General features: G+C 65.5%; 20 protein-coding genes. 6 read left to right on the top strand and 14 right to left on the bottom strand.

Annotation, left to right across the window (positions count from 1 at the left end):
• Positions 1-3: 3 nt before the first annotated feature.
• From CLU86_RS16315 to CLU86_RS16340, 6 genes are all read right to left on the bottom strand, one after another.
• A complete protein-coding gene (locus tag CLU86_RS16315; protein WP_099743631.1) occupies positions 4-735 on the bottom strand; it encodes an ABC transporter ATP-binding protein in 732 nt (243 codons plus the stop codon).
• Positions 728-1,501, bottom strand: coding sequence for an ABC transporter ATP-binding protein (locus CLU86_RS16320; RefSeq protein ID WP_099742336.1), 774 nt, complete (start codon positions 1,499-1,501; stop codon positions 728-730). The genes CLU86_RS16315 and CLU86_RS16320 overlap by 8 nt, the downstream gene beginning before the upstream one ends.
• Position 1,502: 1 nt before the next feature.
• A complete protein-coding gene (locus CLU86_RS16325; protein WP_099742337.1) occupies positions 1,503-2,513 on the bottom strand; it encodes a branched-chain amino acid ABC transporter permease in 1,011 nt (336 codons plus the stop codon).
• A 128-nt stretch (positions 2,514-2,641) separates the two neighbouring features.
• The gene (locus CLU86_RS16330; protein WP_010464364.1) at positions 2,642-3,514 is read right to left on the bottom strand and encodes a branched-chain amino acid ABC transporter permease; all 873 of its coding nucleotides are present in this window, start codon (positions 3,512-3,514) and stop codon (positions 2,642-2,644) included.
• Between the two features lie 243 nt (positions 3,515-3,757).
• Positions 3,758-4,936: an ABC transporter substrate-binding protein gene (locus tag CLU86_RS16335; protein WP_099742338.1), complete on the bottom strand. Its 1,179-nt coding sequence runs from the start codon at positions 4,934-4,936 to the stop codon at positions 3,758-3,760.
• A gap of 152 nt (positions 4,937-5,088) precedes the next feature.
• Positions 5,089-5,874 (bottom strand): GntR family transcriptional regulator, encoded by a 786-nt coding sequence (locus tag CLU86_RS16340; protein WP_099743632.1) that lies wholly within the window; start codon positions 5,872-5,874, stop codon positions 5,089-5,091.
• 261 nt (positions 5,875-6,135) lie between these two features.
• Between CLU86_RS16340 and CLU86_RS16345 the strand changes: the two genes are divergently transcribed.
• Entirely contained in the window at positions 6,136-7,179 is a 1,044-nt protein-coding gene (locus CLU86_RS16345; RefSeq protein ID WP_099742339.1) for an aromatic ring-hydroxylating dioxygenase subunit alpha, read from the top strand.
• Positions 7,176-8,144, top strand: a complete 969-nt coding sequence (locus CLU86_RS16350; protein ID WP_099742340.1) for a PDR/VanB family oxidoreductase — start codon at positions 7,176-7,178, stop codon at positions 8,142-8,144. The genes CLU86_RS16345 and CLU86_RS16350 overlap by 4 nt, the downstream gene beginning before the upstream one ends.
• 346 nt (positions 8,145-8,490) lie before the next feature.
• On the opposite strand, the gene CLU86_RS22670 is transcribed toward CLU86_RS16350, so the two are convergent.
• Positions 8,491-9,036: a hypothetical protein gene (locus CLU86_RS22670; protein WP_143226725.1), complete on the bottom strand. Its 546-nt coding sequence runs from the start codon at positions 9,034-9,036 to the stop codon at positions 8,491-8,493.
• Between the two features lie 426 nt (positions 9,037-9,462).
• Between CLU86_RS22670 and CLU86_RS16355 the strand changes: the two genes are divergently transcribed.
• Positions 9,463-9,876 carry a hypothetical protein gene (locus tag CLU86_RS16355; protein ID WP_099742341.1) on the top strand — a complete coding sequence of 138 codons (414 nt, stop codon included), beginning with the start codon at positions 9,463-9,465 and terminating at the stop codon, positions 9,874-9,876.
• Between the two features lie 93 nt (positions 9,877-9,969).
• Positions 9,970-10,221, top strand: a complete 252-nt coding sequence (locus CLU86_RS16360) for a hypothetical protein (protein ID WP_099742342.1) — start codon at positions 9,970-9,972, stop codon at positions 10,219-10,221.
• A gap of 278 nt (positions 10,222-10,499) precedes the next feature.
• Here CLU86_RS16360 and CLU86_RS16365 read toward each other — a convergent pair whose 3' ends face one another.
• From CLU86_RS16365 to CLU86_RS16395, 7 genes are read right to left on the bottom strand one after another with little or no spacing between them, the layout of a single operon-like run.
• Positions 10,500-12,200, bottom strand: coding sequence for a nitrite reductase (locus CLU86_RS16365; RefSeq protein WP_099742343.1), 1,701 nt, complete (start codon positions 12,198-12,200; stop codon positions 10,500-10,502).
• A complete protein-coding gene (gene nirJ / locus CLU86_RS16370) occupies positions 12,190-13,431 on the bottom strand; it encodes a heme d1 biosynthesis radical SAM protein NirJ (protein ID WP_099742344.1) in 1,242 nt (413 codons plus the stop codon). Before nirJ ends, CLU86_RS16365 begins: the two co-directional genes overlap by 11 nt.
• A gap of 2 nt (positions 13,432-13,433) precedes the next feature.
• A complete protein-coding gene (locus tag CLU86_RS16375; RefSeq protein WP_099657035.1) occupies positions 13,434-13,916 on the bottom strand; it encodes an AsnC family transcriptional regulator in 483 nt (160 codons plus the stop codon).
• Positions 13,897-14,403 carry an Lrp/AsnC family transcriptional regulator gene (locus CLU86_RS16380; protein WP_099742345.1) on the bottom strand — a complete coding sequence of 169 codons (507 nt, stop codon included), beginning with the start codon at positions 14,401-14,403 and terminating at the stop codon, positions 13,897-13,899. The genes CLU86_RS16375 and CLU86_RS16380 overlap by 20 nt, the downstream gene beginning before the upstream one ends.
• Positions 14,390-15,532: an Lrp/AsnC family transcriptional regulator gene (locus CLU86_RS16385; protein ID WP_158236340.1), complete on the bottom strand. Its 1,143-nt coding sequence runs from the start codon at positions 15,530-15,532 to the stop codon at positions 14,390-14,392. The genes CLU86_RS16380 and CLU86_RS16385 overlap by 14 nt, the downstream gene beginning before the upstream one ends.
• Before the next feature lies 1 nt (position 15,533).
• Positions 15,534-16,754, bottom strand: coding sequence for a cytochrome D1 domain-containing protein (locus CLU86_RS16390; protein WP_099743634.1), 1,221 nt, complete (start codon positions 16,752-16,754; stop codon positions 15,534-15,536).
• 20 nt (positions 16,755-16,774) lie between these two features.
• Entirely contained in the window at positions 16,775-17,176 is a 402-nt protein-coding gene (locus tag CLU86_RS16395; RefSeq protein WP_369803826.1) for a cytochrome c, read from the bottom strand.
• A gap of 186 nt (positions 17,177-17,362) precedes the next feature.
• Here CLU86_RS16395 and cobA point away from each other — a divergent pair, with 186 nt between their 5' ends.
• Together cobA and CLU86_RS16405 are read left to right on the top strand one after the other, a co-directional pair.
• On the top strand, positions 17,363-18,238 hold the full coding sequence (cobA, locus tag CLU86_RS16400) for a uroporphyrinogen-III C-methyltransferase (RefSeq protein WP_099742346.1): 876 nt from the start codon (positions 17,363-17,365) through the stop codon (positions 18,236-18,238).
• 256 nt (positions 18,239-18,494) lie between these two features.
• Positions 18,495-19,385, top strand: a complete 891-nt coding sequence (locus CLU86_RS16405; protein ID WP_099742347.1) for a gamma-glutamyl-gamma-aminobutyrate hydrolase family protein — start codon at positions 18,495-18,497, stop codon at positions 19,383-19,385.
• Positions 19,386-19,391: the final 6 nt, after the last annotated feature.

Here is a 19,391-nt window from a genome sequence, read left to right on the forward strand (position 1 = left end):
CCGTTACCTTGCCACACCCAGCAAGCGCGCCAGCAACTCGGGCTGCGCACTCAAGTCGTCGGCCGCCCCGGTGTGCACTACCGTGCCCCGGTCCAGCACCGCAGCGCGGTCGGAGATGGCCAGGATGGCCTGCGGATGCTGCTCCACGATGATGGCCGACAGGCCCTCTTCGCGCGTGATGCGGCGGATGGCGCGCAGCAGCTCTTCCACGATGATGGGCGCGAGGCCCTCGAGCGGCTCGTCGAGCAACAGCAGGCGTGGGTTGAGCACCAGCGCGCGGCCCACGGCCAGCATCTGCTGCTCGCCGCCCGACAGCTGCGTGCCCAGGTTGGTCTTGCGCTCGGCCAGGCGCGGGAACATTTCGTACACGCGCTCGGGCGTCCACTGCCGTGCAGTCGAGCCTTTGCGGCCCGGGCGTGCCACGGCTGTGAGGTTCTCGTGCACGGTGAGCGACTTGAAGATGTTGCGCTCTTGCGGCACCCAGCCGATGCCGGCGGCCGCACGTTCGTGGGACGCCAACTTGTGCAGCGCAATGCCGCCCAGGGTCACGCTGCCCGCGTGCTGGCGCGTGGCACCGGCCAGCGTGTTGATGAGCGTGGTCTTTCCCGTGCCGTTGCGCCCCAGCAGGGCCAACGTGTCGCCTTCGTGCAGGGCCAGTGACACGCCTTGCAGCACCACGGCTTCGCCGTAGCCTGCGCTCAGGCCCTCGATGCGCAGGAGTTCTGTCTTAGACATGCGCATCCTCCCCATGGCCAAGGTACACGGCCTTCACCTGCGCGTCGTTGGCAATAGTGTCCGGGTCGCCCTCGGTGAGCACCGTGCCGTTGACCAGCACCGTCATGCGGTTGGCGAAGCTGAAAACCAGGTCCATATCGTGTTCGATCAACAGCACTGACACATCGGCGGGCAGGGCCGCCACGGTCTGCAGCAGTTCTTCACGCTCGCCGGCGGGCACACCGGCCACGGGTTCGTCGAGCAGCAGCACGCGTGGCTCGCAGGCCAGCGCAATCGCTATTTCCAGCAGGCGGCGCTTGCCGTAGGCCAGCACGCGCGTTTCCTCGGCCATCACCGAGGTGAGGTGGAACTGCTCCAGCAGCTGCTCGCAGCGCTCGGTGACGGCCTTGCGCGCACCCAGCGGCTGCCACCACTTGCCGCCCAGGCCTTGCTGTTGCGACACAGTCAGCGCCAGTGTCTCCAGTGGCGTGAGGGTGTCGAACAGTTGGTTGATCTGGAAGGTGCGCACCATGCCGCGCTGCACACGCTGGTGCGGCGCCAGGCGGGTGATGTCCTGGCCTTCGAGGGTGATAGAGCCTTCGGTGGGCTCCAGCACGCCGGTCAGCAGGTTGATGAGCGTGGTCTTGCCCGCGCCGTTGGGGCCAATGAGCGCATGGCGCGCTCCCTTTTGCAGGTTCAGCGTGACGTTGTTGGTGGCCGTGATGCCGCCAAAACGCTTGACCAGGCCCTGGGCCGCGAGCACGGTGTTGGAGGTGGTGGTGTTCATGTCAGTGGCCTCCCGCTTTGGAGGCAGCCCCGGCCTTGCGGCCGGCGCCAAACCAGGTCCAGGGACGGAACAGGCGGTCACGCCCCACCAGCACCAGCACCACCAGGAACAGGCCGATCCAGAAGGTCCAGTACTGCGGCGTGATGGACGAGATCACGTCCTGCAGCAGCTTGAAGCCGATGGCACCCAGGATGCCGCCATAGAGCCAGCCCACGCCGCCGATCACCAGGATCAGCATGACGTCGGCCGAGCGGTGGAACTCGAACAGGTCAAGTGAGGCAAAGCCCGTGGTCTGCGTGAGCAGCGCGCCCGCAGCCCCAGCCAGCGCAGCGGCCAGCGTGTACACCTGCGCGAGCTTTGCAGTCACCGGGATACCGATGGCCATGGCGCGCAGCCGGTTGTCGCGGATGGCCTTGAGCGTGGCCCCGAACGGCGATTGCACGATGCGCCGCGCGATGAGGAAGAACACCAGCAGCACGGTGAGCGAATACCACGCGGCCGTGCGGCCGTACAGGTCGAACTCGAACTGGCCCAGCACAGGCCCCAGCACCACACCCTGCAGGCCGTCGGCACCACCAGTCAGCCAGTCGAGCTTGTTGGCCAGCTCCAGCATCACCAAACCCACGCCCAGCGTGACCATGAGGCGCGTGAGATCGGTGCCGCGCAGGATAGTGAGCGACGCCACGGCGCCCAGCACCGTAGCCGCAGCAATGCCCACGGCCAGGCCCACCAACGGGTCAGGCATCACATGCTTGGCAAACAGCGCCGCCGCGTAGCCACCCAAACCAAAGAAGGCGGCGTGGCCCAACGAGACGATGCCGGTGTAGCCCAGGATCAGGTCCAGCGACAGGGCAAACAGCGCGACGATGGCGATCTCGTTGATGATGAGCGCGTGGCTGGGCAGGGCCAGCGGCGCCACAAAGGCCAGCAGCCACAGCACAGGCTCCCACCAACGAAAGCGGCGGGCGCGCAGCAACGACTCTGCGGTGGAGGGGGATGTTGCGGGATTCATTGCTCGGAGTCCGACGAAGAGGGCGAATACGCCAGTGCACCCGTGGAACTGGCTTTGCCAGGCCACCGGGTGCGTCCTCCTCCCACAGGAGAGGGGGAAGACGCGAAGCGGCTCAGGGGGTGCTTCATCTATTTGCCCCCCTTGCGCACAAAGAGGCCTTGGGGGCGCCAGATGAGGATCAGGATCATGAGGCTGTACACAATGAAAGCGCCCAGCTTGGGGATGTAGTACTTGCCCGCCACGTCGGCAATGCCCAGCAGCAGCGCAGCCAGCAGCGGGCCGGTGATGGACGAGGTGCCGCCCACCGCCACCACGATCAGAAAATAGATCATGAACTTGAGCGGAAAGCTCGGGTCGAGCCCCAGCACTTCAGCGCCCAGCGCACCGCCCAGGCCAGCGAGGCCGGACCCGAAAGCGAAGGTGGACAAAAACACGATGTTCACGTTGATGCCCATGCCAGCGGCCACGCGCTGGTCGTCCACGCTGGCACGCAGGCGGCTGCCGAAGCGGGTCTTGGTCAACACGTACTGCAGTGCGATGGTGAGCGCCGCACACACCGCGATGATGAACAGCCGGTAGTGGCCCATGCCCAGCATCAGCGCACCCTCGCCAATCTCGGTGCGGCCCTTGAGCCATTCGGGCAGCTGCATGATCTGCTGCGTGGAGCCCACAAAGTAGTCCACGCTGGCCACCGCCATGAACACCAGGCCGATGGAAAACAGCACCTGGTCCAGGTGGGCCTTGTGGTAGAGCGGCCGGTACAACGTACGCTCCAGCACGCCGCCCAGCAACGCCGAGCCCAAAAAGGCCAGCGGCAGGCAGACCAGGAAGGGCACGTCCAGGCGCTGCATGAGCAACACGGTGATGTAGCCCCCCGCCATGGCAAAGGCGCCGTGCGCAAGGTTGATGAAATTCATCAGCCCCATGGTCACGGCCAACCCCACCGCCAGGATGAACAGCAGCATGCCGTAGGCAACGCCGTCAAAAAGAATGGTCAGCATGAAATCACTTCACTGAAGACAAAAAAGGCCCACAGTGCCCAGGGCTGTGGAATTGGGGCGAATCACCAAGGCTGAGCGCTCAACCTGCACGCCCCGGCTTCGACAGGCTCAGCCCGAACGGATGGAGGAAGGCCACCGCCCCTCGCAACCGGCGCGCCCCAGGCGAGAGCCGCCGTGCAAGGGCCGCCCCGCCGCACTGGCGGCGTCCCCCTGTAGGGGGAAGGCGCGCAGCGCCTCAGGGGGTTACTTCGTTTTTCCGGGGTCCTTCACGTCCTTGATGACGTCGAATTCCACATTGAAAAGCTGACCGTTCACCCTCTCCACCTTGCGCAGGTACACGTTCTGCACGATGTCGCGGGTCTGCGCGTCGATGAACACAGGGCCGCGTGGGCTCTCGAAGATCTGGCCCTTCATGGCGGCCAGCAGCGCATCGCCGCCGCCCGCGCCCTTGGTGGTCTTGAGCGCTTCATAGATCACGCGCATGCCGTCATAACCGCCCACGGCCATGAAGTTGGGACGCAGGCCCTTGTTGGCTTTCTCGAAGGCCTCGACAAACTTCTTGTTCAGCGGCGAAGGGTGCGCAGCCGAGTAGTGGTGCGAGGTGACAACGCCCAGCGCGCCGTCGCCCATGTCGTTGAGCTGGTCGTCATCGGTCACGTCGCCAGTGGCAATCAGCTTGATGCCAGCCTTGTCCATGCCGCGCTCCAGGAACTGCTTCATCACGGCTGCACCCGCGCCCGAGGGCACGAAGACGAACAGCGCATCGGGCTTGGCGTCGCGCACCTTCTGCAGGAAGGGAGCGAAGTCAGGGTTGCGCAGTGGCACACGCAGGGCTTCGGTCACCTGGCCACCGTTGAAGGTCAGGCGCTGGTTGAAATACTTTTCTGCATCGATGCCCGGGCCGTAATCGCTGACCAGGGTCACAACCTTCTTGATGCCGTTCTTGGGTGCCCAGTCGGCCAGGGCCACGGACACCTGGGGCAGCGTGAAGCTGGTGCGCACCACATACGGTGATGCCTCGGTGATGCTGGACGTGGCGGCAGCCATCACCACCAGGGGGGTCTTGGACTGCGTGGCCAGCGGGGCGGTGGCCATGGCCGAGGGCGTGATGCCCATGCCGGCGAGCACGTTGACCTTTTCGTTGACGACCAGCTCCTGGGCCAGGCGGCGGGTTACATCAGGAAGACTGGTGTCGTCCTTGATGATGAGCTGCACCTTCTTGCCACCCACCATGTCGCCGTTCTGGGCCATGTACAGGCGCGCCGCGGCTTCGATCTGCCGGCCGGTGGTGGCTTGTTGGCCGGTCATGGGCAGGATCAGGCCGATCTTGAACGTGCCATCTTGGGCCCAGGCGCCCGGCATGCCAGCGCCCATGATCAGGGCGCCCGCAGCCGAGGCACGCAAAAGAGTGCGTTTTTGCATCGTTGTCTCCTGTGGAAATAATCGTTGTATACAGAAAAATGCAGGCCGCAGTGTGAAACCAGTCCAGCTATTGCACAAGCGAGGTTTCCAACTTTTAGTTATCGCCAAATGCAATAGCTGCCATCTCGGCGATAGCTTGCCACGCTACATGGTCAAGGCATCGCCACGGCTGCGGCGCGCTCGCGGATCAGGTTCACACCGGGCAGGCCATTGAGGTGGGGGCTTTGCACGGCCGCCAGCAGGTTGCGCCGGGTGATGCGCGAGTGCTCTCGCATGATGGCCTCTGCGCGTGCGCCTTCGCGCCGCTCAATGGCGTCCAGCACCTGGCGGTGGTGGTCTTGGGCAATCACCAGCATGTCGCGGGAAGCGTTGGAATGGGTCTGCACCACCACAAAGGCCGAGGGCGAGGCAAACGGCAGGCTTTTGATGCGCTCTAGCTCGCGCACCACCAGGTCACTGCCCACCATGCGGGCCAGCAGGTGGTGAAACTGCGCGTTCAGCGTCACATAGCGGGCAAACCCATCGTCGTCCAATGCCTGCGGTTGCAGCACTTGGTCAATGGCGTCCAGGCACTGTGTGGCCTGGACCAGCAGCAACGCATCGGCCCCGCGCTCGGCCGCCAAGCGCGCAGCCAAACCCTCCATGGTGCCGCGCAGCTCAATGGCATCGGCCACATCGGCCTCTGAAAACGTGCGCACCGCATAGCCCCCGCTGGGCAGGCCATGCAGCAGGCCTTCTTGCTCCAGGCGCAGCAGGGCCTCACGGATGGGGGTGCGCGACACCCCCAGCCTCTCCACCAGCGCCAGCTCTGCAATGCGGGCGCCTCCGGGCAGGTCCCCCGCCAAGATCATTTTGCGCAACCGCAGTTGCGCACGCACCGCCTGCGAGGCCCCAGCGTCTGTCGAAGGGTGTGCAGAGGAAAGGTCTGATGGATTCATGGGGGTTTGCATACAAAGTCGCACTGAACGCCATCAATGTATACACAAACCCATCCAAAAACATCTCGCCGCACTTTGAAATACATGCAAAACAACAACTTACGATGTATGCCAAATTGCAATAACAGCCAGATCGTATTTTTCTGTATACATAAAATCCAACGCTTTGCACAATGCCATCGCTGACACAGGGCCTTTCGCCTTGGGCGAAAGCGGCATTCAGACCGCAGGCCCCGCCCCCCGAACAAGGAGACAAACACGATGTTCCCCAAAAACGCCTGGTACGTGGCCTGCACGCCCGACGAGATCGCCGACAAACCCCTGGGCCGCACCATTTGCGGCGAAAAGATGGTGCTCTACCGCCCTGCCCCCGACCAGGTCGCGGCGCTGGACGATTTTTGCCCCCACCGGGGTGCCCCCCTATCGCTGGGCAAGGTGTGCGATGGCCACCTGCAGTGCGGCTACCACGGCCTCAGGGTGGACTGCACGGGCAAGTCGGTCTCCATGCCCGGCCAGCGGGTGCAGGCCTTTCCCAAGGCGCGCAGCTTTGCGGTGGTCGAGCGCTATGGCTTCATCTGGGTGTGGCCGGGCGATGCCGCACTGGCCGACCCGGCCACCATCCACCACCTGCCCTGGGCCAACAACCCCGCATGGGCCTACGGCGGCGGGCTGTACCACATTGCCTGCGACTACCGCCTGATGATCGACAACCTGATGGACCTGACGCACGAGACCTATGTGCACTCCACCAGCATCGGCCAAAAGGAAATTGACGAGGTGCCCTGCAAGACCCGCGTGGAGGGCGACGAGGTGATCACCAGCCGCTTCATGGAAGGCATTGAAGCCCCACCATTCTGGAAGATGGCCTTGCGCATGAATGGCCTGCCCGACGACCAACCCGTGGACCGCTGGCAGATCTGCCACTTCACGCCGCCCAGCCACGTGCTGATCGAGGTGGGCGTGGCACTGGCAGGCCATGGCGGCTACGAGGCGCCCGCTGACAAAAAGGCGTCCAGCATCGTGGTGGACTTCATCACGCCCGAGACCGAAACCTCGATCCACTACTTCTGGGGCATGGCGCGCAACTTCAAGCCGCAAGACCCGTCGCTGACGACCCAGATTCGCGACGGCCAAGGCAAAATCTTTGCCGAGGACCAGGAGATGCTGGAGCTGCAGCAAGAGAACCTGTTGCGCTACCCTGACCGCAAGCTGCTCATGCTCAACATCGACTCGGGCGGTGTGCAGTCGCGCCGCATTCTGGACCGCTTGCTCGCCGCCGAGCAGACCTTCAAGGAAACCGCATGACCGCCCAGGAAACCTTGCTCGTTCGCGTCACCCAAAAGCAGGCCGAGGCCGAAGGCATCACCAGCTTTGAGCTGGCCCGCGCCGACGGCGCACCGCTGCCGCCGTTCAGCGCAGGCTCGCACATCGATGTGCACCTGCCCGCCAACGCGGGCGGCCTGGTGCGGCAGTATTCGCTGTGCAACGCATCGCACGAGCAGCACCGCTACCGCATTGCCGTGCTGCGCGACGCCGCCTCGCGCGGCGGCTCGGTGGGCATGCACGATGCCGTGCACGAGGGCGACCTCATCACCATCAGCACACCCCGCAACCTGTTTGCGCTGCACCCCGCGCCGCACACGCTGCTGGTGGCGGGCGGCATTGGCGTCACCCCCCTGATGTGCATGGCAGACCGGCTGCAGCGCACCGGGGCCAGCTATGCGCTGCACTACTGCACCCGTTCGCCCAAGCGCACGGCTTTTGCCAACGAACTGGCGGCATCGCCCATGGCGCCGCACGTGCACTTTTACGCCGACAGTGGCGGGCACAGGCTGGACGCCCTGGCCCTGCTGGCCGATGCACCGGCGGGCACGCGCCTGTATGTGTGCGGCCCACCAGGATTCATCGAACATGTGGTCAACACCGCCAAGAACCTGGCATGGCCGCAAGACCACATCCACCTCGAATACTTTGCCGCCCCCGAGCAAGACACGTCGGCAGACCAAACCTTTGAAGTGCGCCTGGCCAGCACCGGGAAGACCTACACCGTGGCAAAAGACACCTCGGTGGTGCACGCCCTGCGCGTGCACGGCGTGGACATCATGACCGCGTGCGAACAAGGGGTGTGCGGCACCTGCATCACCCGCGTGCTGGAGGGCGAGGTGGAGCACCGCGACATGTACCTGACCGAAGAAGAGCGCGCCAGCCACGAGCAATTCCTGCCCTGCTGCTCCCGCGCGCGCAGCAAGCTGCTGGTGCTGGATTTGTAAGCCGATGCGGGCCGTATCAGCAAGTGCGACAAGAGGGAGCAACGGCGCCAGAGAGGCGGTGTAGGCCGCTTTAAAGCGGCTGACAAAACTCTTCAGGCGTCGTTGCTGCGTCTGGTCGTACGGCGCGTACTGCCTGCGACGCAGCACCCAGCCATCACCGCTTCGTGTTCGCGGGCAATAGCGTCTGAGACACATGGCTCGGTGGTAAAAACACTATGCAGCGGTTGCAGTCATCCACGCATCTACGACGAACGCGCACTATCGCCCAGGAGCGGTCTGTCGCGAGAGACGAAAGCGGATGCTCAACGTTGAATCTCAGCCAACTGGTTGGCCGTGGCGTGCGTGACTAGGCCCACTTGACTGCTGAATGCCACGGAAATCCACGGAGTCCGTAGCGCTTCACCTCAGGGTCGTCCAACTTGGCTTGAGAACATAGATTCGCCCAGCCGACTCCTGATTGATTGACAACACCAGTTAACCAATCCCGAAGATCCAACTCGCAGTCAGTCGGGTTTTCATACATCATCCAAAGCTCTCCGACATCCACTTGTAGCGATGCAGCAGGGATGTGCGTGGACAGAAATTCTTCCCATTCGGCAATGGGGTCAGCGCTTTCGGGGCCTAATGCCCTTGCTAGAGAGGTTCTCCGGGCCGCGTAAGTGCTCTTTGCCTTGCTCGCTGGAGCGAATAGTGTGGGGATCAGTTCGATTCGCTCATCACCGTTGTCGTTGGTGCATGGAACTGGCATAAACATCAGGTCGGTTGGCTCAAAAAGTGCAATCCAAAGGACGGGGACTTGGTAGTTGGCACCTAGAAGACAACTCTCTTCCGCATCCGAGGAGGTTGTTGCTACAACATACGTGTGGTTCATTAGGTAGGCGCGATTGGCCATACGTTCTCCTTGGAAAGCCAACGTAATATAGATCGCACTGAGCCACAGGAATTGGTTAGAAACACCAAAGCGTGCATGCGGAGCTGGGCAGCAATATGGACTGTTGGTCAGCAAAGGATCGTTTTGAATGTCTGTACTGAAGGGCAGCTCAGGGCCCTGAGCCGACTTTCAGAAGCGTTACCCAGAAGCTGCCTTTGACTTGCTGCACGCTACTGTTGGAAATCTCGGTGCTTGCCGACTCGCGAGCTATAGTTTGCTGAGTTGACGTCTGCCGGGTTTCATGGAATTTTTATACCTGGACGTTTAAACAGGTCGTCCCTTGCCAACCTAAGCTGCAAGCCACCTCCAGGAGAAATCAGTGTCCAGAATATCCCGCACGGTCCAGTTTATCCCGCAGGTTTTGCGGGATACGTCACGTTGAACGTCATGAGCAACGTCAGTGCGGCTGCGCTACGAGCCTGCCTTAAAGCATTTCTGGGAGAGCAGGACTACCGCAAGTTCCTGGAAGCCGGTGCGGCTGATCCAATGAAGTTCTGGCAGGAAAAGTCATGGGAAAAGTTCGTAACAGAGCATCCCGAGATGGCCATGCGTTCGGATGAACGAGCGTCTGCGCTAGATGTGTGCCCGGCGCATGAAGCCCCCTTGATGGCTGGCTTCTCGGATTCACCAGAAGGACATAGCTTCATGAATACATCCGAGATGCGGCGCGTTTTTCCGCGCGCGCCCTTGATGCCTCTGCTCCCGGCTGGGGTTTATCGCGTCAAGTATTGCCAACAGTGCATTTCAACGAAGGCTGAGTACTTCGCAAGTCGTAATCAGCAGAAGGGCGCGCGTGCATGACGTTCAACCTTTCATTGCAGCCGACCTGCGCCAGCTGCGCTGGCTGGTCGGCTGAATTCCAGCGTTAGGCGGCGAAACCAACGCTCACTGCCCATGAAGATCACCATCAAGGCATTCAACCGAGAGAAGCACTTTGACATCGCCATTGATGAAGACACTGGCGCCTACTTGGTCGGCATTCCTTTCAATATGGGCCCGGCCGAGCACGCAAACTACTACGGCATATCCAAAGAGCAGTTTGAACTCGGCGTTAGCGATCCTGGAGCGCTTGGCTACCTAGTTGATGGCCAGCGGTTTCATGGGTCCGGCGGTCTCTACTTCTCTACGGCTTCAAAGGCCGGGTGATTGCCTTGCACGAGGCCCAACGTTCTCTTCTGCCTAGACATGTCGGCTCACTCAGACTTCGCGCCGTCTAACCCTTCCTTGAACGTCCGCTTCCATTTGCAGTGAACGGCTGCTCCTGGCCGATAGTACTAATTCGCGAATGCGTTGCGCATGAGCCTGAAGCGGACCTTCGCGCTGCCTCAGACTCTCTCAGCGACAGATCGCCCGCTCTACCCCACCCGCTTGGCGGTCTCAGACTTTTTTGGCAAGGAACACTTCGCTGAGTTTTTTTCGCCGCTTCAGTGCGACGTCCCTTCACTGCGCGAAATCTTGTTCCACACGTTGTATTTGCCCACGGGCTTGCTCATGGGCAGGCGCTTGATTTCCTTGAAGGTCTGCGCGTCGTACACCACCACGGCGCCGTCCATCTCCCACACGCTGGCCAGGGCGTAGCGACCGTCCTTGGTGAACTCGATGTGCGCCAGCGTCTTGCCCGGCTCCCGCACCTGGGCCACCACTGCCAGCGTGCGCTTGTCGATGATGGTGAGCGTGTCTTTTGCGCTGGGGCTCATCATGGAATCGGTCCAGGCATAGGGCGTCTTCTCATGGCTGCGCATGAAGAAGCCGGGGCCGGGCGTGGCAATGGTGCGCACAGGCTTCCAGGTCTTCATGTCCACCACGTCGATGGCGCCCCCTTGCAGGTTGGGGCTGGCCAGCACGGTGGTGCCGTTCCAGGCAAAGGTGATGCCCGAGCCCAGGTGCGGCATGCCGGCAATGGGCAGGTCGGCCACCTTGCGACGGATGTCCAGGTTCACCACCTGGGCGGTGGCACCAGGGGCCGCCGCCGCTGGGGCTGCTGCATCAGGCTTGCTTGAAGCGCCAGCGCCTTCCGCCTGCCGTGGGCGCGTGGCGCCCAGCACGTAGGTGTAGGTCTGGTCAAAGAAGAAGTCGTCCAGCGGCTCCTCCAGCGCCGTGCGCCGCACGCCTTGGAAGCCCGGCTTGGCAATCGACTCGCCCATGCGGTAGTCATGCACATAGCCGTCGTGGATGGGTGCGGCCGCCGGGTCGTACGAAATCTCCCACAGCTCGGGCACGTCCTTGAGGGCCACCACAAAGCTGCGGCGCGGCGTGGCGTCGTACACCGCCGACACGCGCGATGCCTGCTTGCCGTCCAGCGTGGTGGCGGGGTAGTTACGCACCAGGTTCAGGTCGGCATCGAACAGCACCACATTGCGCGGCAGGTAGTTGGCGGCCATCACCCAGCGCCCGTCGCCGCTCACGGCCACGTTGCGCATGTTCAGGCCCGCACGCACCTCGGCCACCACGCGCAAGCGCCACAGGTCGTACTTGGTGATCCAGCCATCGCGCGAGCCAAAGAACACATAGCGCCCATCGGGCGTGAACTTGGGGCCGCCGTGCAGGGCGTAGCGGCTGGCAAAGCGGGTGATGACTTCGAGCTTGTCGCCATCAAGCACCGACACATGGTGGTCGCCCCCTTCCACCACCACAAACAGGTTCATGGGGTCGGCAGACCACACCGGCTTGGCGGGCTCATCGGCTGGCGCGGGGGTGACCACGCGGGACGCACGGATGTCCTCGTCGCCCCAGGTGGGCGCAACGGGCGCTGGGCTGCGCACCCACTGCGCCAGTGCCTGGATTTCGGCGGCGCTCAGCGTGGCGGCAAACGCGGGCATCTGCGTGGCGGGGCGGCCCTGGCCGATGACGCGCAGCACCTCGGCCGGGCGCACGCGCTCCAGGCTCTCGGGCAGCAGGGCTGGGCCCATGGCACCCGTGCGTTGCGGGGCGTGGCACACAGCGCAGTGCTGCTGGTACAGGGCCGGTGCATTGGGCAGATTGGCCGTAGCGGCCGTAGCAACCGCGTTAGCGCTGGGCGCGGGGGCTTGCGCCCATGCAGCACCAGCGGCTGCCCACACGCCCGTGGCGGCGGCAAGGCACAGCGCGATCCAGCGCGCGGTGCGGGCCAAGTGGTCACTGCGCATGGCTCACCTCCATGAAATGCACGGGGTGCTGGGCCACTGGCACAGCCACGGCCAGGTGCTCGGTGCCGGTCTCTTCATCGCTCAGGTAGCAGCCGGGGTCAGGCGCCCAGGCATTGCCGGTGAGCTGCTGCGCACGCACCCGGGTGTTGCCGCCACACAGGCTGAAGTATTGGCACGCCGCGCAACGCCCTTCCACCGGCCGTGGGTGGGCCTTGAGGCCCGCCATCAGCGGATCGCTGGTGTCCGCCCATATGGCAGAAAACGGCCGCTCGCGCACGCTGCCCAGGTCGTGGTGCCACCACATGGTGTCGGGGTGCACATGGCCCAGGTTGTCGATGTTGGCCACGTTGACCCCGCTGGCATTACCGCCCCAGGCCTGCAGGCGCTCGCGCAAGGGGGCCTGCCAGCGCGGCATGCGCCGCTGCACCCACTGCAGCAGATAGGCACCGTCGGCGTCGTTGTTGCCGGTCACGTAGTCTTCGTCGCGCCCGTCCAGCGCGGCTTGCCAGGCGCGCTCAAACAGCAGGTCCAGCGCCTCGCGCGTGGCGGTGAAGTGCGCGTCCTTGCTCCGGTGGATGTTGCCGCGCCCCGCGTAGTTGAGGTGCGAGAAGTAGAACTTCTGCGCGCCCTCCTCGCGCATCAGCGCCAGCAAGGCAGGCAGGTCGTGCGCATTCATCGACGTCATCGTGAAGCGCAGGCCCACCTTCACGCCGCGTGCGTCCAGGTGGCGCACGGCGGCCAGGCTGCGGTCAAACGCACCGTCGAGGCGGCGGAACTTGTCGTGCGTGGGCTTGAGGCCATCGAGGCTGATGCCCACATAGTCAAAGCCTGCGGCGGCCACGCGGTCGGCCATGGGCTCGTCGATGAGCGTGCCATTGGTCGACAGGCCCACATAAAAACCCATGGCGCGCGCACGCGCCGCAATGTCGAACAGGTCTGGGCGCATCAGTGGCTCGCCGCCCGAGAGGATCAGCACCGGCACGCTGTAGGCGCGCAAATCGTCCATCACGGTGAACACCTCCTCGGTGCTCAGCTCGCCCGCGTAGTCGTGGTCGGCCGACAGGGCGTAGCAGTGCTTGCAGGTGAGGTTGCAGCGGCGGATCAGGTTCCAGATGACCACCGGGCCGGGGGCCTTGCGGCCTTGCGTACCCCGGCGCAAAGAGGGCACAGGGTATTGGCCCGTGGCTTCGGCCTGGGCCAGCTCGCGCATGTATTGGCTGATGCGAAACATGGTTAGTCTTCCTTCAGGCGCAGGCCTGTCTTCTTGAGCACTGCACTGGAATACAGAATGTCGTGCTGGCGGCAGTGCGGCCCCAGCAGCTGGGCAAGGTGGGCGGCCTGCTCGGCCACTTCATCGCGGCTGCGCCCATGCAGCATGGCGAACAGGTTGTAGGGCCACACGGGCAGGCTGCGAGGGCGCAAGTAGCAGTGGCTCACACCCGGCAGCAGCGCCACCTGCTGGGCCAGCGCGTCCACCTGCTCATCGGCCACGTCCCACACACTCATGCCGTTGGCGGTAAAGCCCAGCTTGTAGTGGTGGGGCACAGCACCGATGCGGCGCACCAGACCGGTGTGCAATAGCTCACCCAGCCGCTGGCGCACGCGCTCACCGCTCACGCCCAGGGCAGCGCCCACAGCGTCGTAGGGGCGAGGCACCAGGGGCAGGCCAGCCTGGGTGGCGGCAATCAGCGCCCGGTCAAACGCATCCAGCGCCATGGGGCACCTCCAGCGGTGTTGGCAGCGCTTCACCGGGCGGCAGCAGCGGCAGGCGCAGCTCCACACGGTATTCACGCTCTTTGGGAAAGGCGTGGACCTTCAAGCCCGTGGTGTCTTCAATGCGCTGCAGCACCTCGCGGGCCAGCGCGGGCGACTCGGCTGCCACCACAAACCACATGTTCAGGGCATGCTCGCGCCGGTAGTTGTGGGCCACCTCGGGCAGAGCGTTGACCTGTGCGGCCACGGCGTCAAACTGCGCCTCGGGGGCCGACAAAGCGGCCAGCACAAACTGCCCGCCTGCGCGTTCGATCTGGAACAGCGGGCCAAAGCGGCTGAGGTAACCATCACCCAGCAAACGCTGCAGACGCTGCAGCACATCCTGCTCGGTGGTGCCCAGGGCCTGCGCCACGGCGGCATAGGGCTCGTCCACCAGCGGAAAGCCGCCGTGCAAGTAGGCCATCAAACGCAGGTCGTCAATGGACGGCATCGGCCACCTCCTGCACAACCCCCTGCGGCGCCACCGGGGTGGCAGACCCAAAGCGGCGCCCCCCCGTTTGCTTGAAGCGGCGGCGCGAGAACAGCACCGCGCGCGGCACAGCGGCCAGCCCACTGCGCTCCAGCGCGCTGGCCAGCACCTGCTCCACCGCCTGGCGGTGGGCGCCATGCACCATGAAATACAGGTTGTACGGCCAGCCCGTGGCACGGGCACGGCGGTAGGCAAGGGTCACCCCCGGCTGGGCGGCCAGGGCGCGGCCTGCGGCATCGACCTGGGCATCGGGCACGTCCAGCACCGTCATGGCGTTGGCGGCAAAGCCCAGTTCGTGGTGCCGCACCACCACGCCGAAGCGGCTGAGCACGCCGGTGTGCACCCACTGCTGCAGGCGCGCCTGCACCTGTGCGGCGGTGGTGCCCAGGGCCTGTGCCCATGCGGCGTATGGCTGCTCCACCAGGGGCAAACCCGCCTCGGCCAGCGCGGCCAGGGGCCAATCGGCATCGGCCAACACCGCCGTGGCCGCAGCGCGCGGGCCATGGGGGGCTTGTGAGGCGGGCAGCGCAGCGGAGCCCACAGCGACGGAGCCAATGCACGTCCCCGCTGTCAAGCCAGCCGCCAAGTCAAAGGCCAGGTCAATGCGGTAGGGCTGCAGCATGGGCAGGCGCAGTGCGCTCAGGCCCGTGGCAGCTTCCAGCGCCACCATCGCCTGCTCTACCTGAACCTCACTGGCGCCGGTCAGCACAAACCACAGGTTGTAGGTGTTTTCGCGCTCGTAGTTGTGGTTGACGCCAGGGTGCGCCGAGACCACGGCGGCCACGGTCTCCAGCCGGTCGGGCGGCACGGCCATGGCGGCCAGCACCGAGGCACCGCCGCTGCCCGGCGCAAACACGGCGCCAATGCGGCTGAGGGCGCCCTCTTGCGCGAGTTGGCGGTAGGCCTGCAGCACCTGGGCGCTGGGCATGCCGAGGGCCGCGCCCACCACGGCAAACGGTTCATCGCACAGCGGAAAGCCACGCTGCCAGGCGTTGAGCAGCGACAGCCGCTGTGCGGGGCTGGGATGGGAGCTGGAACTGGGGCTGGGGCTGCCCTGGGACGGCACAGCAGGGTCGGGCACGGCTTGCATGTCAGAACCCCATGCGCTGCGCGCGCGCCGTGAAGAAGATGCCACTGGGCGCATCCACCGCCAGCGTGGCCAGGGTCTGGCGCGTAGCGGTGTCGATGACGCGCACCAGGTGGTCGTCGCGGCAGCTGATCCACACCGCGTCGCCGCGCGGCGTGAACTCCATGTGCAGCACCGCCTTGCCGGGGCGCAGCGTGTCCACCACGCGCTGGCTGGGGGTGTCGATGACCTGCACTTGGTCGTAATCGGGCACGGCAAAGTTCACCCACACCTGGCGGCCATCGGGCCGGGCCATCACGAACACCGGTTGCCCGGCCACCGGGATGCGGCCCACCTCTTGCCAGGTGGTGGTGTCCACCACCAGCACCTCGTGGCGGCCAATGGCGGGCAGGTAGGCATGGCGCCCGGCCACGGCCCAGCCGCGCAGGTGCGGCATTTTGTACACCGGCAAAGGCTGCTGGCCCCGGCCATAGCCCGCCAGAATGCGCCGCACCACGGGTTTGGGCTCCCACAGGTCCACCATGGCCAGGCCGTCTTCGCCAAACAGGCCTGCGATGTAGTAGCGCCCGTCGGGGGTGACCAGCGCGTCGTACGGCTGGCGGCCAATACCTTCGAGCGTGTGCACGCGCGGGTGGGCCGGGTCGGCGCAGTCGGCAATGCAAATGGCGTCGGCATCGAACAGGCTGTAGGCAAAGCGGCGCTGAGGCAAGTCCACCAGGCCCACCACGCGCGAGCGTTGCCCGTTGCCGTAGGTGGCGGGCAGGTCGGCCAGCAGGGCCAGCGTTTTCGCGTCAAACACCTTCACGCCGCCGGGCACGTAGTTTTGTGCCGCCACCAGCGTGCCATCGGCGCTGATGGCGCCGCCAATCGAGTTGCCAGCCTGCATCACCCGGTGCACCGTGCGCTCGCGCAGCAGGTCCACCTGCGTGAGGCCGCCATCGCGCCCGAACACATAGGCATAGCGCCCATCGCGCGAGAACACCACCGAGGCGTGCGACAGATCGCCCAGCCCGGTCACCTCGCCCAGCAAGGTGCGCTGGCTGGTGTTGACCACCGTGATGGCGCCCCGTGCGCGCTGGATGACCACACCCAGATCGCCCGTGCCGCGCAGGGTGTCGGCGGCAGGTGCTGCGCCATCGGCCAGGGCCGCGCAGCCACTGGCCCACAGGGGAGAGGCCGCCACCGCAGCGCTGGCCGCCAAGGACAGCCAGCCGCGCCGGTGCATGGCAGGAAGGGGAATCGGGTTCATCGCGCGGGTCTCCGGGGTTCTTCAGGAAAGCCATCGGCCAGTTGCTGGGCCACCCACTGGGCTTCGTCCTGGGTGAGCATGGCGCTCCAGCCCGGCATGGGAGTGCCAGGGCGGCCGCCGTAGATGGTGGAAGCCATGGACAGCAGGGGCTTGCCCTCCAGCGCCTGGGGCGTGAGGGCCGGGCCCAGCCCGCCCGTCAGGCGCATGCCGTGGCACGAGCCGCAGTCTTGCCGCACCATGCGCACCAGCGCGCCCTGGCGCTCGGGGCTGGGGGCAGCGGGGGCGGGTTGCGCGACAGCCATGCCCGCCAGCCCCAGGCTGGCACACCAAGCCAGGCAGGCGGCGCCCAGGCGCGCACGCACCGGGCTGGCCTGCGGGGAGAGGGGGTTGTGTGTCATGTCTTCACCGTGGGGAGCGTGGGCGGCGTGGCATGCGCAAGACAAGTGCTTGCCCTGCGCCGGTCGTCACCGCCAATGAACGCATCGTCTCGCGGCTTGCAAGCGCCGACCTTGAACTAAGTCAAGGTCGGGCGGTGCATTGCGTTTAAACATCGGGCCTGTTCCCATCACACAACGAGATCCACGATGAGCCCGATGAACGACGCGACCGGCACCGCCGCAGACAGGGCCTGCGCGGCCCAAAGCCCATGCCCGCAGGCGGGTCATGTCACGCTGGTAGGCGCGGGCCCCGGCGACCCGGATCTGCTCACCCGCAAGGCCTACCGCGCGCTGCAAAGCGCCACCCTGGTGCTGTACGACCACCTGGTCGGCCCCGCCGTGCTGGACTGCATCGCCCCCGGAGCCGAGCGCATCTATGTGGGCAAGGAGTCCTCGCGCCACACCCTGCCGCAAGAGCAGATCATTGAACTGATGGTGCGCCTGGCCCAAAGCGGCCGCAGCCTGGTGCGCCTGAAGGGCGGCGACGGCTACATCTTCGGGCGCGGCGGCGAAGAGGTGCAGGCCCTGGCGCAAGCGGGCATTGGCTTTGACGTGGTGCCGGGCATCACGGCGGCGCAGGGCGCGGGCGCCTCGGTGGGCATCCCACTGACGCACCGCGACCACGCCTGCACCCTGGTGTTTGCCACCGGCCACCTGCGCGAAGACCGCACCGTGGGGCTGGACTGGGAACTGCTGGCCCGCCCCCGCCAAACCGTGGTGATCTACATGGGTGTGGGCGCCCTGCCCGCCATCTGCAGCCAGCTCATCGCCCACGGCCTGCCCGCCGACACACCCGCTGCCGTGGTGGAAAACGCCACGCTGCCCAGCGAGCGCTGCCTGGCCGCCACCCTGGCCACCCTGCCCGCCCTGGCCGTGGCCGAGAAGGTGCAGCCCCCCGCCCTCATCATGGTGGGCCAGGTGGTGCAGCTGCACGCGCTGCTGACGCGCCCCGACATCGCCTTGCAAGCCCAGCCTGCCGCACCAGAGGCCGCCCGCCGGGCGCCGGAGCTGGTCACTGCCTGAGCGGGCTAAACGCTATTGTTTGTATAGCTGCTAGCGCTTATTCAAAAAGCGCTAGAGGCCATTTTCATGCTTAACCAGGCCCTGCTGGGCCTGCGGGTGCTGCGCCACGTCCATCGCCCCGCGGGCCGGTAGGCCGGGCCGCACGGCAACGGAAGCCGACGCTCTCCTACACCGCCGCTGGCAGCGCGGTGCTACAACCGTGGCTGGCCTGTGCGCCCCCCTCGCCAGCGCACCTTCAGCACCGCACCACCCCGCCATGCCCGACGCCCCCCGCCTCAAAATCGGCCTGTCCGCCTGCTTCCAGCACGCCGACCCCACCCGCCCCCTGTTCACCAACAAAACGCTGCAGTACGTCGAGCAATCCATCGCGCACTGGATCATGTCGTCCGGCGCCATCGTCGTGATGGTGCCCTGCCCCACGGGCGAGACCGCACGCGGCGACGTGACCCTGCAGCACTATGCGGAGTGGCTGGATGGCGTGGTGATGCACGGCGGCGCCGACGTGTGGCCCGGCAACTATGGCGAAGAACCTCTGCGTGAAGAATGGGTAGGCGACCGCGTGCGCGACATCTACGACCTGGCCCTGGTCAAAGCGTTTGCCGAAGTAGGCAAGCCCATCTTTGGCGTGTGCCGGGGCCTGCAGCTCATCAACGTGGCCTTTGGCGGCGCGCTGTACCAGGACATCGAAACCCAGCACCCCGGCGCACGGCAGCACCGCAACGCCACCACCTACGACCAGCACTTCCACGACATCCAGATCGTTCCCGGCTCGCGCCTGGCCCAGCTTTACCCCGAGGCGCCCCGAGCGCGCGTGAACAGCATCCACCACCAGGGCATCAAGCGCGTGGCACCCGAATTTGAGGTCGAAGCCCTGAGCGAACCCGACGGCGTACCCGAGGCCATCCGCCTCAAGCCCGCCCCCGGGCGCGGCTACATCGCGGCCACACAGTGGCACCCGGAGTTCCACAAGCAGGGCTCAGACACGCTGGACGACACGGCCATCCTGCAGGACTTTTTGGCGGCCTGTGTGGAGGCACGCAAGCACCCGGTGCGGCCGGGCAAGCCGGTGGGACTCAAGGACCGGGCGACGCGGTTGCTGAAAACGGCACTGCGCAAGGACCGCCAGCGCGTCGAAGAAGGTCACTGAAGCGGC

This window comes from Acidovorax sp. 62 (assembly GCF_002754495.1).
In the GTDB taxonomy this organism is placed as follows: domain Bacteria; phylum Pseudomonadota; class Gammaproteobacteria; order Burkholderiales; family Burkholderiaceae_C; genus Acidovorax.

What these genes read in the sequence shown, in the direction of transcription:
- CLU86_RS22670 (WP_143226725.1), bottom strand. Translation starts at nt 9,036, where the DNA reads ATGGCCAATCGCGCCTACCTAATGAACCACACGTATGTTGTAGCAACA.
- CLU86_RS16335 (WP_099742338.1), bottom strand. Translation starts at nt 4,936, where the DNA reads ATGCAAAAACGCACTCTTTTGCGTGCCTCGGCTGCGGGCGCCCTGATC.
- CLU86_RS16360 (WP_099742342.1), top strand. Translation starts at nt 9,970, where the DNA reads ATGAAGATCACCATCAAGGCATTCAACCGAGAGAAGCACTTTGACATC.
- CLU86_RS16350 (WP_099742340.1), top strand. Translation starts at nt 7,176, where the DNA reads ATGACCGCCCAGGAAACCTTGCTCGTTCGCGTCACCCAAAAGCAGGCC.
- CLU86_RS16405 (WP_099742347.1), top strand. Translation starts at nt 18,495, where the DNA reads ATGCCCGACGCCCCCCGCCTCAAAATCGGCCTGTCCGCCTGCTTCCAG.
- CLU86_RS16330 (WP_010464364.1), bottom strand. Translation starts at nt 3,514, where the DNA reads ATGCTGACCATTCTTTTTGACGGCGTTGCCTACGGCATGCTGCTGTTC.
- nirJ (WP_099742344.1), bottom strand. Translation starts at nt 13,431, where the DNA reads ATGTTTCGCATCAGCCAATACATGCGCGAGCTGGCCCAGGCCGAAGCC.
- cobA (WP_099742346.1), top strand. Translation starts at nt 17,363, where the DNA reads ATGAGCCCGATGAACGACGCGACCGGCACCGCCGCAGACAGGGCCTGC.
- CLU86_RS16395 (WP_369803826.1), bottom strand. Translation starts at nt 17,176, where the DNA reads ATGACACACAACCCCCTCTCCCCGCAGGCCAGCCCGGTGCGTGCGCGC.
- CLU86_RS16345 (WP_099742339.1), top strand. Translation starts at nt 6,136, where the DNA reads ATGTTCCCCAAAAACGCCTGGTACGTGGCCTGCACGCCCGACGAGATC.
- CLU86_RS16385 (WP_158236340.1), bottom strand. Translation starts at nt 15,532, where the DNA reads ATGCAAGCCGTGCCCGACCCTGCTGTGCCGTCCCAGGGCAGCCCCAGC.
- CLU86_RS16380 (WP_099742345.1), bottom strand. Translation starts at nt 14,403, where the DNA reads ATGCCGTCCATTGACGACCTGCGTTTGATGGCCTACTTGCACGGCGGC.
- CLU86_RS16315 (WP_099743631.1), bottom strand. Translation starts at nt 735, where the DNA reads ATGTCTAAGACAGAACTCCTGCGCATCGAGGGCCTGAGCGCAGGCTAC.
- CLU86_RS16355 (WP_099742341.1), top strand. Translation starts at nt 9,463, where the DNA reads ATGAGCAACGTCAGTGCGGCTGCGCTACGAGCCTGCCTTAAAGCATTT.
- CLU86_RS16390 (WP_099743634.1), bottom strand. Translation starts at nt 16,754, where the DNA reads ATGCACCGGCGCGGCTGGCTGTCCTTGGCGGCCAGCGCTGCGGTGGCG.
- CLU86_RS16325 (WP_099742337.1), bottom strand. Translation starts at nt 2,513, where the DNA reads ATGAATCCCGCAACATCCCCCTCCACCGCAGAGTCGTTGCTGCGCGCC.
- CLU86_RS16365 (WP_099742343.1), bottom strand. Translation starts at nt 12,200, where the DNA reads ATGCGCAGTGACCACTTGGCCCGCACCGCGCGCTGGATCGCGCTGTGC.
- CLU86_RS16375 (WP_099657035.1), bottom strand. Translation starts at nt 13,916, where the DNA reads ATGGCGCTGGATGCGTTTGACCGGGCGCTGATTGCCGCCACCCAGGCT.
- CLU86_RS16320 (WP_099742336.1), bottom strand. Translation starts at nt 1,501, where the DNA reads ATGAACACCACCACCTCCAACACCGTGCTCGCGGCCCAGGGCCTGGTC.
- CLU86_RS16340 (WP_099743632.1), bottom strand. Translation starts at nt 5,874, where the DNA reads ATGAATCCATCAGACCTTTCCTCTGCACACCCTTCGACAGACGCTGGG.